Raw genomic sequence first — 13,323 nt, 5'->3', positions numbered from 1 at the left:
GCTCAACCGCCGATCGCGCTCATCGGCCGGATCGGCTGCGCGAAGCCGGCCTCGTTGATCTCGTGGCCCGCGAGCTTGCGCCACATCGTCGCCCGCCACGCGTCCGCCACCTCCTCATCGCGCGCGCCCGCGCGCACGAGGGAACGCAGGTCCGTCTCGTCGTTCGAGAAGAGACAGGAGCGGACGGCGCCGTCGGCGGTCAGCCGGGTGCGCTCGCAGGCGGAGCAGAACGGCCTGGTCACCGACGCGATCACGCCCACGTCGCCCGGTCCTCCGTCGACCAGCCAGCGTTCGGCGGGGGCGCCGCCGCGCGGGGCCGGGAACGGGGAGAGCGTGAAGGCCTCGCCGAGCATCGCGAGGATCTCCTCGGCGGTGATCATGTCGCGGCGGTTCCAGCCGTGCTGCGCGTCCAGCGGCATCTGCTCGATGAACCGCAGGTGGTAGCCCTCTTCGAGGCAGAACCGCAGCAGCGGAACCGCCTCGTGCTCGTTGTACCCGCGCATCAGCACGGAGTTGATTTTGACCGGCGACAGCCCGGCGTCGCGGGCGGCGGCGAGCCCGGCCAGCACGTGCGGCAGCCGGTCGCGGCGGGTCAGCTCGGCGAAGCGCTCGCGGTCGATCGTGTCCAGCGACACGTTGATCCGGTCGAGCCCGGCCGCGACGAGACCGGGGGCGCGTTTGGCCAGCCCGATCCCGTTGGTGGTCATGGACACCCGGGGGCGCGGTTCGAGCGCGGTGATCCGCTCGACGATGTGCTCCAGCCCCGGGCGCAGCAGCGGTTCGCCGCCGGTCAGCCGGATGTCGGTGACGCCGAGCATCTCGACCGCGATCCGCATCAGCCGGACCAGTTCGTCGTCGGAGAGCACCTGCTCGCTCGGCATCCAGTCGAGGCCCTCGGCCGGCATGCAGTACGTGCAGCGCAGATTGCACCGGTCGGTGAGGGAGACCCGCAGGTCGGTCGCGACGCGGCCGAAGGAATCGACAAGACCGGGGTGCTCGGGCCGGGGCGTGCCGGACGGACCTCGGTTGCCGGGGACGCGAGGAAACCCGAGATGTACTGCTGTCATTACTCTCAGGATAGCTTGCGGCGTCTGAAAAGGCAGTCTTGCGAAAAACCTGGAAACCACCCTCGGTTCCGATGTGGAGGCACTCGGTGAGCACCGCTGAGACGAATAGTGAGCTGACTCACTTCGCCGCGCTGGCGGCTCAGCTGCGCACGCACCTCGTCCTCCGGCACGCTCGCGACGCCGCCCTCGAAGGGCTTTCGGCGACCGAACTGCAGGCTCTCGAACTCGCCGGACAGAGCGCGGATTCCCTTACGCCAGGCCGAATCGGGCAGCTCACCGGCTTGTCGACGGGTGCGGTGACCGGCGTGCTCGACCGGCTGGAGAAGGCCGGTCTGGTGCTCCGCGAACGCGACCGGACCGACCGCCGGAAGGTGCTCGTGACGATCACCGGGGCCGGCCGGGAACGGCTCGACGCCGTCTCCGCGCGGGTCGCGCGCCGCCTTGCCGAGGTGCTCGCGGAGTTCAGTTCCGCAGAACGGAAAGTCCTCGGGCGTTATCAGTTCGCAATGCTCGAAGCGTTACGCGAAAATGCGCGGCCCGCATAGCTTTTCCGCATCTGCGGGGATAATGTTCCGGCCATGCCGCAATTTCGGTTGTCCGAGGCCGCTCGGCTCCTCGGCGTCAGTGACGACACCGTCCGCCGGTGGGTTCGCGCGGGTCAGCTGACCGCGACGGACGACGCCGCCGGCCGCAAGGTCGTCGACGGCGCGCAGCTCGCCGGGTTCGCCCGGGCGCAGGCCAGCGAACCGGACGACCCGTCGGCGGTCGGCCGCTCCGCCCGCAACCGCTTCGTCGGGCTCGTCACCGAGGTCGTCGCCGACAAGGTGATGGCGCAGGTCGAACTGCAGTGCGGGGCGCACCGAGTGGTGTCACTGATGAGCACCGAGGCGGTCCGCGAGCTCGGGCTGCGCCCGGGCGTGCTCGCGGTCGCCGTGGTCAAGGCGACCACCGTCGTGGTGGAAACCCCGGAAGGATCCAGATGAAGAAGCTCGCCCTCGTCGGCGCCGCGACGCTCGCGCTGTTCGCCAGTGCCTGCAGCTCCGGCGACCAGCCCAGCTCGAACCCGGGCGCGGGTTCCGCGTCCGCTCCCGCCCCGGCGGGCGGCGCGAGCGGCACGCTGACCGTGTTCGCCGCGGCCTCGCTCACCGAGTCGTTCAACGCGCTGGGCAAGCAGTTCGAGGCCGCGCACCCGGGCGTAAAGATCACCTTCGACTACGAGGGTTCCTCCGCGCTCGTGCAGAAGCTGGACAACGGGGCCAAGGCCGACGTGTTCGCCTCGGCGGACCAGAAGAACATGGACAAGGCCGTGCAGGACGGCGTCATCGACGGCCAGCCGACGGTGTTCGCCACCAACAAGCTCGCGATCGCCGTGGCCAAGGGCAACCCGAAGGGGATCAAGACCTTCGCCGACCTGACCAAGCCGGGCCTGAACGTGGTCGTCTGCGCGCAGCAGGTGCCGTGCGGTTCGGCCACGCAGAAGGTCGAGCAGACCACCAAGACCGCGCTCAAGCCGGTCAGCGAGGAGACGAACGTCAAGCAGGTGCTGGCCAAGGTCCAGTCGGGCGACGCCGACGCCGGGCTGGTGTACGTCACGGACGCGACGTCGGCGGCGGGCAAGGTGGACAAGGTCGACTTCCCGGAGTCGTCGGGCGCGGTGAACCAGTACCCGATCGCGGTGGTCAAGAACGCTCCGCAGGCGGCGCTGGCGAAGCAGTTCACCGACTTCGTCCTCGGGGAGCAGGGCAAGGCCGAACTGGCCAAGATCGGGTTTGGCCCTGGCAAGTAAGGCGGGCGCGGCGGCCGAGACCCGGCCGCCGCACGCCCGGGTTCCGCTCGTCCTCTGGTTCCCCGCCGCGGCGGCGCTCGCGCTCGTGGTGCTGCCGGTGGTCGGCCTCCTGGTGCGGTCCGATCTGACCCGCCTGCCGTCGCTGCTGGTCACCCCGTCGTCGCTGAACGCGCTCAAGCTGTCCCTGGCGACCGCCGCACTGTCCACAGTGGCCTGTGTGGTGCTCGGCGTTCCGCTCGCGGTCGTGCTGGCCCGCTCCCGGGTGCCGGGCGTGCGGATGCTGCGGTCGATCGTGCTGCTGCCGCTCGTGCTGCCGCCGGTGGTCGGCGGACTGGCCTTGCTGTACCTGCTGGGCCGCAAGGGTTTCCTCGGCATCTTGATCACCTGGCTGACCGGCGAGCAGGTGCCGTTCACGACGGCCGCGGTGGTCATCGCGCAGACGTTCGTGGCGATGCCGTTTCTCGTCGTCAGCCTGGAGGGCGCGCTGCGCGGCTCCGGTGACCGGTACGAGCAGGTCGCCTCGACCCTCGGCGCGCGCCCGTGGACGGTGTTCCGCCGGGTGACGCTGCCGTTGCTGCTGCCCGCGCTGGGCTCCGGCGTCGTGCTGAGCTTCGCTCGCGCGCTGGGGGAGTTCGGCGCGACCATCACGTTCGCGGGCAGCCTGGAAGGCGTGACCCGGACGCTGCCGCTCGAGGTCTACACGCAGGCCGAAGTGGACATCGACAGCGCGGTCGCGCTCGCGTTGCTGCTCATCGTGGTCGCCGTCCTGGTCATCGCGTTCGCGCGGCCGCGGTCGTGGGAAGGCGGGCTGCGGTGACGCTTTCCGCGAAACTGGCGCTGACCCGCGGCGAGTTCTCGCTCGACGTCGAGTTCACCGTGCCCGGCGGCACCGTGCTCGCGCTGCTCGGTCCCAACGGCTCCGGAAAGTCCACTGTGCTCGGTGGCCTCGCCGGTCTGCTGTCGGTGACCTCGGCCGACGTCACGCTCGCTGACCGGCGGCTGGCCGGGAACGGCGTCGACCTTCCGCCGCACGAACGGCGGATCGGCCTGCTGTCCCAGGACGCGCTGCTCTTCCCGCATCTGTCCGCAATGGACAACGTCGCGTTCTCGCCGCGTTCGACCGGTGCCGGCCGGGCGGAGGCGCGGGCGATCGCCGCGCGGTGGCTGGCCGAAGTGGACGCGGCGGAGTTCGCGAACCGGCGGCCGAGCCAGCTGTCCGGCGGGCAGCAGCAGCGGGTGGCGATCGCGCGAGCGCTGGCGTCCGCGCCGGATCTGCTGCTGCTGGACGAACCGTTCGCCGCGCTCGACGTCGACTCGGCCCCGGCGATCCGCGGTCTGCTGCGCCGGGTGCTGCGCGACGGCCCGACGACTGTGCTGGTCACGCACGACCCGCTGGACGCGTTGGCGCTGGCCGATCACGTAGCGGTGATGAACGGCGGCCGGATCGTCGAACGCGGCCCGACGCGGGAGGTGCTCGCCGCGCCGCGGACGCCGTTCACCGCGCGGATCGCCGGGTTGAACCTGGTGTCCGGCGTGGCGGTGGAGGACGGATTGCGCACGCCCGCCGGTGAAGTGGTGACGGGGTTGCTGACGCCCGACACGGTGGTGGGCGAGGGGGCGGTCGCGGTGTTCGCGCCGAACGCAGTCGCGGTTTACCCGCACGACGGCGAGCACCACGGCAGCCCGCGCAACACGATCGACGCCGTCGTCGCGGCACTGGAACCGCACGGTCCGGTGATCCGCGTCCGAACCGAGGGCGACGGCTGGGCACACGGCCTGACCGCCGACCTCACCCCGGCCGCCGTCGCGGAACTCGCGCTGGAGCCCGGTTCGGCGGTGGAGCTATCGGTGAAGGCCGCGACCGTCGCGGTGCATCCGGCCGCGGCCTCCTGAGCCGAGCATCCCCCCTCACGGCGCCCGGCCCGGTCCCGGTCAGCCGTCGTGGTGGTGGCCGCCGCCCGGGTGGACGTGGAACTTCGCCACCTCGGGCGGGTGCACGACGAACGGCCGCATCATGCCCTCGTCCTCGTGGTCGAGGATGTGGCAGTGGTACATGAATTCGCCGGTGCCGCCGCCGAACTGGCCGGCGACGCTCACCCACTCGCCGGGGTTCACGATGATCGTGTCCTTCCACCCCTCCTCGTACTTCTCCAGCGGGATCTCGGTGAAGCCCTCGATCGCCTTGGTCGTGCGCTCGGCGACCGGGTCGAACGTCGTGGCGAAGCGACGCCGGAAGAGCGCCTGGAATTCGGTCAGGTGAATGTGGAACGGGTGCGCCGGCCCGTCTTTCGCGACGTGCACGATGTTCCACACCGCCCACTTGTCGTGGTCGAGGAAGATGCCCGTGGTGTCGTCGAAGAGCCGCCCGATCATCCGGAACGTCTTCAGCCCGCCCGCCGGGTCCTTCAGCTGGATGACCCCCTTGCCGCCCGGATCGGCGTCGACCTCTTCGAGGTCCCACATCTCCGGATGCCCGCTCGCGTTGAGCAGCAGCGCGACCCAGACGTGGGCGTGGTCCTCCGGCAGCGTCGAACCGTGCTTGATCCGGACGTAGGACGTCGAGAGCTTTTCGGGCAGCTCGAACGAATCGTGCCGCGCGCGGCTTTCCACCCGGAACTCCAGGACGTCCGGTTCGACCCCGCCGAGGCCCGGATCGGCGTTGCGCAGCTTGAGTTTCCGTCCCGGGAACCGGCTGAAATCGATCAGCACGTCGAAGCGCTCGGCGGGCGCGACGGTCAGTCCGCCGGACGGCAGCGGTGCGGGCGCCGGCAGCAATCCGCCGTCGGTGCCGATCAGGCGGACCGCGTCGTTCTGCGGCACGTTGTTCTCGTCGACCAGGTTCAGCGTGTAGAACCGCTCGTTGGCCGAGTTGAGCAGCCGGAAGCGGTACCACCGCGCGCTGACGTCGAGGTGCGGCCAGATCACGCCGTTGACCAGCGTGAACGGACCGGAGAACGGGATCATCGGCCCGTTCGGCACGTACGGGAATTTGTACAGCAGCTGCCCGGTGAGCCTGCCGGTCTCCGGGTCGGTGTCGAGGTTGCGGTCGGCCAGGATCAGCGGCAGTTCGCGGTCGCCGCCGGGCAGGCCCAGTTCGTCCTCCTCGTCGTCGCGGATCAGGTACATCCCGGCCAGGCCCGTGTGGACGTTGAACCGGGTGATCGCCATCGCGTGGTCGTGGTACCAGAGCGGCATCGCCTGCTGCCGGTTCTGGTACTCGACGAGCTGCGACGTGCCCTGGAGGCCGGCATTGTGCGCCCAGCCGTCGTTGCCCGCGTTGGTGCGGGCGCCGTGCAGGTGCACGACGGTCCAGGCGGGCAGGTCCGCGACGCCGTCGACGATCGAGTAGCCGGGCCGGTCGAGCTCGCGGCCCGGCCGGCTGGCCGGGCCGTCGCCCACCGGTCCCTGAACGGCGACCAACGGGACCTTTCCCTCTATTTCATTCGACCACGAAATCCGCAGTTGTTTGCCGCTGCGCACTTCGATTGTCGGCCCCGGGAAATGTCCCGCGTAGGTCCACAAGTCGCTCGGCGGCAATTGCGAGTGCAGTCGCTGCCGCTTGGCCACCATCGGAATGGTGATCATGTCCTGGCCCCACCACGGCGGCCGCAGCACCGGCGGAACCGGCAGCGGGTCAAGGAATTTGGCGAGCCCCCAGTTCGGCCCGGTGATCGGGTCCGCGACGGCAGGCCGGTCGGCAATGTCAGTCATGCGGTTGTTCCCCCTTCAAGACAAGGGGCAGGAAGAATTGCGCCACGGCGAATACGCCGGTGCTGACGGAAAAGATTCCCCCGAACCCCCTCGGTGACCGGTCGCGCGACTCCCCTCGCGTTACCGGCAATTTCCACTGTAGCCGTTTTCGTCGTATGCCGCAGGTCTCTCGCGCGCGTGATAGGTTTTCGCGCATGAGCGAAGGCCGGTGGACGTATCTCTCCGACATGGACGGTGTGCTGGTCAGGGAGGAACACCTCGTCCCGGGGGCGGACGAGTTCCTCGCCGAACTGCGGAACAACGATATCGACTTTCTCGTGCTCACCAATAACTCGATCTACACCCCGCGCGACTTGCGGGCGCGGCTGCTGCGGACCGGACTGGACATCCCCGAGGAGTCGATCTGGACCTCGGCGCTGGCGACCGCGAAGTTCCTCGCGTCGCAGCGGCCGAACGGCTCGGCGTTCGTGATCGGCGAAGCGGGGCTCACCACGGCGCTGCACGAGGTCGGCTACGTGCTGACCGAAAGCGACCCGGACTACGTCGTGCTCGGCGAGACGCGCACGTACAGCTTCAGCGCCATCACCCGCGCGATCCGGCTGATCGAGGGCGGCGCGAAGTTCATCGCGACCAACCCGGACGCGACCGGCCCGAGCATCGAGGGCTCGATGCCGGCCACCGGGTCCGTCGCGGCGTTGATCGAACGGGCCACCGGCCGCTCGCCGTACTACGTCGGCAAGCCGAACCCGCTGATGATGCGGTCCGCGCTGCGCCGGCTGGGCGCGCATTCGGAGTCGACGCTCATGATCGGCGACCGGATGGACACCGACGTGCACTCCGGGATCGAGGCCGGACTGCAGACCATTCTGGTGCTCACCGGCATCTCGAACGAGGAATCGGTGGAGAACTACCCGTACCGGCCGACGAAGGTGATCGGCTCGGTCGCCGACCTGATCGGGCGAACGCTCGACCCGTTCGGCGAAGGCTGACCGCCCACCGCCCGGGAACAGGGCATATCGTCGAACAATGAGCGTCTATGTGGTGGGCGACGTCCACGGGCACCGGGACGCCCTGGTTGACGCACTGCGCGCCGAGGGCCTGGTCGACAGCGACGGCAACTGGGCCGGCGTCGACGACCGGCTGTGGTTCCTCGGCGACTTCACCGACCGCGGCCCGGACGGCGTCGGGGTGATCGACCTCGTGCGCCAGCTGCAGGACCAGGCGGCCGAAGCGGGCGGCTCGGTGCAGATGCTGCTCGGCAACCACGAGATCCTGCTGCTGGGGATGTACCACTTCGGCGACCGCCCGGTGCCGTCCGACTTCGGGCCGCGCAGTTTCGCGCGCAGCTGGGAGATCAACGGCGGCCTGCTGTCGGACCAGGACCGGCTCACCCCCGAGCACATCGAATGGCTCACCGCCCGCCCGCTGGTCGCGGTCGACGCGGACCATCTGCTGCTGCACTCGGACACTCTCGAGTACCTCGACTGGGGCGAGGATCTCGACTCGATCAACGCCACCGCCCGCGACATCCTCTCCGGCAGCAACATCGAGGACTGGTGGGACGTGTGGCGGCGGATGACCACCCGGTACGCCTTCCGCGGTCCCGACGGCGAGGAGAACGCCGACCGGCTCCTCGACGCGCTGGGCGGTTCGCGGATCGTCCACGGGCACAGCGTGATCGCCGACCAGCTGGGCATCCACCCGACGCAGATCGAAGGCCCGTACCTCTACGCCGGGGGAAAGGCGCTGGGCATCGACGGCGGCCTGTTCGTCGGCGGACCGTGTCTCGTGGTGAAGCTGCCCTTCGAGCCGGAGGACTAGGCGTACCGCAGCTCGAGGATTCCGGACGGGAAGGCGGTGCTCTTCACCAGGCGCAGCCGCCGCGCCTCGTCGAGCTGCGGGAACAGCGGCGCGCCCTTGCCGGTGACCGCGGGGAGCACCCAAAGCCGGTACTCGTCCACGACGTCGAGCTTGATCAGCGAGTGCAGAAACGCGGTGCCGCCCGCGGCGACGAGATCCTTGCCGGGCTCGGCCTTGAGCTTCGCGATCTCCTCGGCGAGGTCCCCGCTGACGATCCGCGTCTCGGCCCAGTCGGCTTCGGTGAGGGAGCTGGAGAACACGACCTTGGGAATCGCGTTCATCGCCTTGGCCGAGGGATGGTCGGAGGTGGGCCAGAAGCCTGCCATGGCCTCGTAGGTATTGCGGCCCATGAGGAAGGCGCCGGTCTCCCATAGCTCGTCGACGAAGTACTTCTCCTGCTCGGGGTCGTCGATGGACATCAGGACGTCCCGGATGCCGTTGTCGGCGTCGGCGCTCTTGCCGTCGAGCGAGACGTAGAAACCGAGGATCAGCTTTCGAGTGTTGGTCATGCGGCTTAGCCTGCTGCCGATGGATTGAATTGTCAAGACAAAAATATTGTTCGGTGGCGTTCGGGGGAATCGGCTGGTCCGGGAACGGAAGGTGCCGGAGGCTGGAGGTCGTGCCGGTGTGGCAGATCGCGACGTCGAGCGCGGCTGGCTCTTTGATCGCGCTGATCGGTGTGTTCGCCGGAGTCGTGGCGACGACTCGGACTCAAAGGCGGCACTGGGCGCGCGACAAGCTCACCGACGCGTGCCGGGACATCCTTCGAGAAGCGACGCGCGTCCAGCGAGCCTTCCTGCACCGGTGGGAGGGCAGCACTGAGCCGATCGACTGGGTGGCCTGGAACCAGGCGTTGTCCGGCCTGTGGCTGTTCGGCGACGACCGTCTCGTCCGCGCCGCCGCGCAGATGGACGAGACGTTCTTCCTCGTTCAGCAGGCCTTCCGGAAAGGCGAGGTCGCGGACCTCGCCTCGTGGCGCCGCGCCCGGGACGCCATGGAGTCCGACCGGCTCGCCTTCATCAATTGCGCGCGAAGCGGAGCCCTGAACGCGAAGCTGACGATCCGCACGCCGCTGAACTCGCGCCCGGAGTCCGACCGGCGCGACCCCGGCGAAGAGACGAGCCGGTGACTGGCCCTCAGGAGTCCACGATCTCCTTGCCCAGCGGCATCAGCGAGATCGGGATCATCTTGAAGTTCGCCAGCCCCAGCGGGATGCCGATGATCGTGAGGCACTGCAGGGCCCCGGTGATCAAGTGGCCGATGCTGAGCCACAGGCCGGCGACCAGGAACCAGATCACGTTGCCGACGAACGAGCCCACTCCGGCCTCGCGGCGGTCGACGACCGTGCGGCCGAACGGCCACAGCGCGTAGTTCGCGATCCGGAACGACGCGATGCCGAAGGGGATCGTGACGATCAGGACGCAGCAGACGACCCCGGCCAGCAGGTAGCCCAGCGCCATCCAGAAACCGGCGAGCACGAGCCAGATCACGTTGAGGATCAGTCGCATCAGACGTACAACTCCCCGCTCACTACGGTGACGGCCTGGCCGCGCAGCAGCACTCGATCGTCGCGGACTTCGGTGCGTACGGTTCCGCCTCGGGCGGAGAGCTGGTGTCCGACGAGGGCGGTTTTGCCCAGTTGCCCTGCCCAGTACGGGGCCAGCGAGCAGTGTGCGGAACCGGTGACCGGGTCCTCGTCCACGCCGACACCGGGGCCGAAGAACCGGCTGACGAAGTCGTCGCCCGCCGCGGTGAGGATGAGCCGTCCGGTCCAGGTGGCGCGGAGGGCGTCGAGGTCCGGCTCCGCGTCGCGGACCGCTTCGACGCTGTCCAGCACCGCGAAGAGGTTCTCGCGCGCCCGCCCGGTGAACTTCGCGGGCGCTTTGAGGAGGTGGGACAGGTCTTCGCCGGTCTCGACGGGCGGGTCGGCGGGGAAGTCCATCTCGATCCAGCCGTCGGCCTTGGTGCAGGTCAACCGGCCGCTGAGCGTGTCGTAAACCTGGTGCCCGCCAAGGACATGCGTGACCGCGATGGTGGCGTGCCCGCAGAGCGCGACCTCGGCGGTCGGGGTGAACCAGCGCAGCGATTTCGCTCCCTCGCCGGAGTTGACCACGAAGGCGGTCTCGGAGTGCTTCATCTCCGCCGCGACCTGCTGCATCCACGCGGCGTCCGCGGGCTGGTCAAGCACGACGACGCCGGCCGGGTTGCCGGCGAAGGCCCGGTCGGTGAAGGCGTCGACGAGATGGAATTCGGTGTGGGCACTCGGGTCCATGAACCCGATCTTGCCGCGCCGGGCGGGCGAGGGCATCGGGGATTAGCCCTGAATTCTCAGCGCACGCCCTCTTCGATGGTCTCCAGCAGCCACTTGCGCAGGTGCGTGCCGGTCGAAGGGGTGAAGTGCAGCCGGAATCCGCCGTCGGGCAACGGTTCCGAGAACGTCAGGTACCGGCCGCCGTCGGTGTCCACGAACGTCGCCGTCGAGACCGGGCGGAGCGTGCCTCGGCCCGGCCGCAGCGAAAGCTCCACGGTTCCGTGCCGGTGCAGCGGCCATTGCGAGTACCCGGCCAGCGCGTCGCGATCCTGGCGCGAGGGCGCGGGAGGCTCGGCGTTGCGTTTCGCGGGCGGGGGCCGGGTGATCGCGACCGGGGGAACGGGCATCGCGGGATAGGGCGGGAACATGCTCAGCACCAGGTCGACCAGCCGCTCCGGCCGGACCTGGCGGAAGCGGAGCCCGTCGTCGACCTGCTCCGAGAACACGCCGAGGCCCTCGCCGATGCACGCGCGGTACAGCACCACCCCGGACGGCGGTTCGGCCGCGCGCACGATGATCAGCACGTCCGGCTTGGTCCAGGCGCGCAGAGTCGCTTCGACGTCCCGGTCCAGTTTCTCCGCGTCGGCGAGGCCGCGGCCGCGCAGCGCGTCCCAGGCTTCGTCGGCCAGGCGGCGGTGCTCGGTCATCGTCGCGCCCGCGCTGCGGATCTCGAACGGATGCCACGACGCGGGCAGTCCGGTGCGCCGCACCGCCACGTCGGTCTCGGTCCAGCCCAGGGAGAATTCCTCCGGCAACGTCCCCGTCCCCTCGTGCACGCGACAACCCGCACCGAGGGTAGCGGAACGGGCACGACGATCAGCCGCTCGTGCGAGCGCACCCCATAACTAGGGTGGCGGAAAGGTCCGAAATCGAGCTTAGACTCGGGCTCGTCGAAGAAGACCGCCACGGGAGGCACCGATGCCTGACGCGCCCGCACTGCCCAGCTACGCCTCCGGGACCTCCAGCGTCCCCCTGCTCGGCGACACGATCGGGGACAATTTCGACCGCACGGTAGCCGCTTTCGGCGACCGGGACGCGCTCGTCGACCGCGAGGCGGGCGCCCGCTGGACCTACCGCGAACTCGCCGCCGAGGTCGACACCCTCGCGCACGGGCTGCTGGCGTCGGGCATCGGCAAGGGCGACCGCGTCGGCATCTGGTCGCCGAACCGGGCGGAGTGGACGTTCCTCCAGTACGCGACGGCGAAAATCGGCGCGATCCTGGTCAACATCAACCCGGCCTACCGCTCGCACGAGCTGAAATACGTGCTCAACCAGGCAGGCATCCGGCTGCTGGTGGCCGCGGACAAGTTCAAGACGTCCGACTACGCCGCGATGATCGAGGAGGTCCGGCCGGACTGCCCCGGCCTGGAAGCGGTCGTGCTGCTCGGCACCTCGTCGTGGACCGACCTGATGGAATCCGGCCGCGGCGGCGACCCGGCGCGGCTCGCGCAGCTGCAGGCCGGGCTGTCCGCGGACGATCCGATCAACATCCAGTACACGAGCGGCACCACCGGCTTCCCCAAGGGCGCGACGCTCAGCCACCACAACATCCTCAACAACGGCTATTTCGTCGGCGAGCTGTGCAATTACACCGAGGAGGACCGGGTCTGCATCCCGGTGCCCTTCTACCACTGCTTCGGCATGGTGATGGGCAATCTCGCGTGCACCAGCCACGGCGCGTGCATGGTCATCCCGGCCCCGGCGTTCGACCCGAAGGCCACGCTCGCCGCGGTCGCCGCCGAACGCTGCACGTCGCTGTACGGCGTGCCGACGATGTTCATCGCCGAGCTGAACCACCCCGAGTTCGAGACGTTCGACCTCGGCTCGCTGCGCACCGGCATCATGGCCGGCTCGCCGTGCCCGGTCGAGGTGATGAAGCAGGTCATCGACCGGATGGGGATGACCGAGGTGTCCATTTGCTACGGCATGACCGAGACGTCGCCGGTGTCCACGCAGACCCGCGCCGACGATTCGGTGGAACGCCGGGTGTCCACGGTCGGCCGGGTCGGCCCGCATCTGGAGTCCAAAGTGGTCGATCCGGAAACCGGGCTGACCGTGCCGCGCGGCACTCCCGGCGAACTGTGCACCCGCGGCTATTCGGTGATGCTCGGCTATTGGGAGGAACCGGAAAAGACCGCCGAGGCGATCGACGCCGCGCGCTGGATGCACACCGGCGACCTGGCGATCATGGACGACGAGGGCTACCTCAACATCACCGGCCGGATCAAGGACATGGTGATCCGCGGCGGCGAGAACATCTACCCGCGCGAGATCGAGGAATTCCTCTACACGCATCCCGACGTGCTGGACGCGCAGGTGATCGGCGTGCCGGACGTCAAGTACGGCGAGGAATTGATGGCCTGGATCCGGATGCGCGAGGGCGCGGAACCGCTGACCGTCGAGTCGGTGCGCGAGTTCTGCCAGGGGAAGCTGGCGCATTACAAGATCCCGCGCTACATCCACGTGGTCGAGGAATTCCCGATGACGGTGACGGGGAAGGTGCGCAAGGTGGAGATGCGGCAGCAGTCGGTGACTTTGCTGGGGCTGGAGCAGGCGGCGGCGCAGAAGCACGCGTGAACCTCGTGAGT

Annotated in this window: 15 protein-coding genes; 9 read left to right on the top strand and 6 right to left on the bottom strand. The window is 69.3% G+C overall.

Going from position 1 to position 13,323, the window contains the following annotated elements; genetic code table 11:
- Positions 1–2: 2 nt before the first annotated feature.
- Positions 3–1,067, bottom strand: a complete 1,065-nt coding sequence (gene moaA, locus SSMG_RS34790) for a GTP 3',8-cyclase MoaA (protein WP_009083937.1) — start codon at positions 1,065–1,067, stop codon at positions 3–5.
- Between the two features lie 86 nt (positions 1,068–1,153).
- Between moaA and SSMG_RS34785 the strand changes: the two genes are divergently transcribed.
- From SSMG_RS34785 to SSMG_RS34765, 5 genes are read left to right on the top strand one after another with little or no spacing between them, the layout of a single operon-like run.
- Entirely contained in the window at positions 1,154–1,612 is a 459-nt protein-coding gene (locus SSMG_RS34785; RefSeq protein WP_234392780.1) for a MarR family transcriptional regulator, read from the top strand.
- Between the two features lie 33 nt (positions 1,613–1,645).
- Positions 1,646–2,050 carry a molybdopterin-binding protein gene (locus SSMG_RS34780; protein ID WP_009083933.1) on the top strand — a complete coding sequence of 135 codons (405 nt, stop codon included), beginning with the start codon at positions 1,646–1,648 and terminating at the stop codon, positions 2,048–2,050.
- Entirely contained in the window at positions 2,047–2,853 is an 807-nt protein-coding gene (gene modA, locus SSMG_RS34775; RefSeq protein ID WP_037715837.1) for a molybdate ABC transporter substrate-binding protein, read from the top strand. Before SSMG_RS34780 ends, modA begins: the two co-directional genes overlap by 4 nt.
- Positions 2,837–3,670 (top strand): ABC transporter permease, encoded by an 834-nt coding sequence (locus SSMG_RS34770; RefSeq protein ID WP_286156995.1) that lies wholly within the window; start codon positions 2,837–2,839, stop codon positions 3,668–3,670. Before modA ends, SSMG_RS34770 begins: the two co-directional genes overlap by 17 nt.
- Complete coding sequence (locus SSMG_RS34765; RefSeq protein ID WP_037715835.1) at positions 3,667–4,746, top strand: sulfate/molybdate ABC transporter ATP-binding protein; 1,080 nt, start codon at positions 3,667–3,669, stop codon at positions 4,744–4,746. Before SSMG_RS34770 ends, SSMG_RS34765 begins: the two co-directional genes overlap by 4 nt.
- A 39-nt stretch (positions 4,747–4,785) precedes the next feature.
- Here SSMG_RS34765 and SSMG_RS34760 read toward each other — a convergent pair whose 3' ends face one another.
- On the bottom strand, positions 4,786–6,564 hold the full coding sequence (locus SSMG_RS34760; RefSeq protein WP_009083926.1) for a multicopper oxidase domain-containing protein: 1,779 nt from the start codon (positions 6,562–6,564) through the stop codon (positions 4,786–4,788).
- A 194-nt stretch (positions 6,565–6,758) separates the two neighbouring features.
- On the opposite strand from SSMG_RS34760, the gene SSMG_RS34755 reads away from it, so the two are divergent.
- The gene (locus tag SSMG_RS34755) at positions 6,759–7,553 is read left to right on the top strand and encodes an HAD-IIA family hydrolase (protein WP_009083925.1); all 795 of its coding nucleotides are present in this window, start codon (positions 6,759–6,761) and stop codon (positions 7,551–7,553) included.
- A gap of 37 nt (positions 7,554–7,590) precedes the next feature.
- Positions 7,591–8,385 (top strand): metallophosphoesterase, encoded by a 795-nt coding sequence (locus SSMG_RS34750; RefSeq protein ID WP_009083923.1) that lies wholly within the window; start codon positions 7,591–7,593, stop codon positions 8,383–8,385.
- On the opposite strand, the gene SSMG_RS34745 is transcribed toward SSMG_RS34750, so the two are convergent.
- Entirely contained in the window at positions 8,382–8,933 is a 552-nt protein-coding gene (locus SSMG_RS34745; RefSeq protein WP_037715833.1) for a dihydrofolate reductase family protein, read from the bottom strand. The genes SSMG_RS34750 and SSMG_RS34745 overlap by 4 nt on opposite strands.
- Before the next feature lie 53 nt (positions 8,934–8,986).
- Between SSMG_RS34745 and SSMG_RS34740 the strand changes: the two genes are divergently transcribed.
- On the top strand, positions 8,987–9,553 hold the full coding sequence (locus SSMG_RS34740) for a hypothetical protein (protein WP_009083917.1): 567 nt from the start codon (positions 8,987–8,989) through the stop codon (positions 9,551–9,553).
- A 7-nt stretch (positions 9,554–9,560) separates the two neighbouring features.
- On the opposite strand, the gene SSMG_RS34735 is transcribed toward SSMG_RS34740, so the two are convergent.
- The 3 genes from SSMG_RS34735 to SSMG_RS34725 are packed head-to-tail and all read right to left on the bottom strand — an operon-like array spanning position 9,561 to position 11,511.
- Positions 9,561–9,932 (bottom strand): YccF domain-containing protein, encoded by a 372-nt coding sequence (locus SSMG_RS34735; protein ID WP_009083915.1) that lies wholly within the window; start codon positions 9,930–9,932, stop codon positions 9,561–9,563.
- Complete coding sequence (locus SSMG_RS34730; protein ID WP_037718502.1) at positions 9,932–10,696, bottom strand: PhzF family phenazine biosynthesis protein; 765 nt, start codon at positions 10,694–10,696, stop codon at positions 9,932–9,934. Before SSMG_RS34730 ends, SSMG_RS34735 begins: the two co-directional genes overlap by 1 nt.
- Before the next feature lie 56 nt (positions 10,697–10,752).
- The gene (locus tag SSMG_RS34725) at positions 10,753–11,511 is read right to left on the bottom strand and encodes an ESX secretion-associated protein EspG (protein ID WP_009083911.1); all 759 of its coding nucleotides are present in this window, start codon (positions 11,509–11,511) and stop codon (positions 10,753–10,755) included.
- Positions 11,512–11,653: 142 nt separating this feature from the next.
- Here SSMG_RS34725 and SSMG_RS34720 point away from each other — a divergent pair, with 142 nt between their 5' ends.
- The gene (locus SSMG_RS34720; RefSeq protein WP_037715831.1) at positions 11,654–13,312 is read left to right on the top strand and encodes an AMP-binding protein; all 1,659 of its coding nucleotides are present in this window, start codon (positions 11,654–11,656) and stop codon (positions 13,310–13,312) included.
- The last annotated feature ends 11 nt before the right edge of the window (positions 13,313–13,323 follow it).

It is taken from the genome of Streptomyces sp. AA4 (assembly GCF_000158875.1).
Classification (GTDB): domain Bacteria; phylum Actinomycetota; class Actinomycetes; order Mycobacteriales; family Pseudonocardiaceae; genus Amycolatopsis.
Note: the sequence above shows the minus strand (reverse complement) of the source record. Positions and strands in the feature narration are given on the sequence as shown.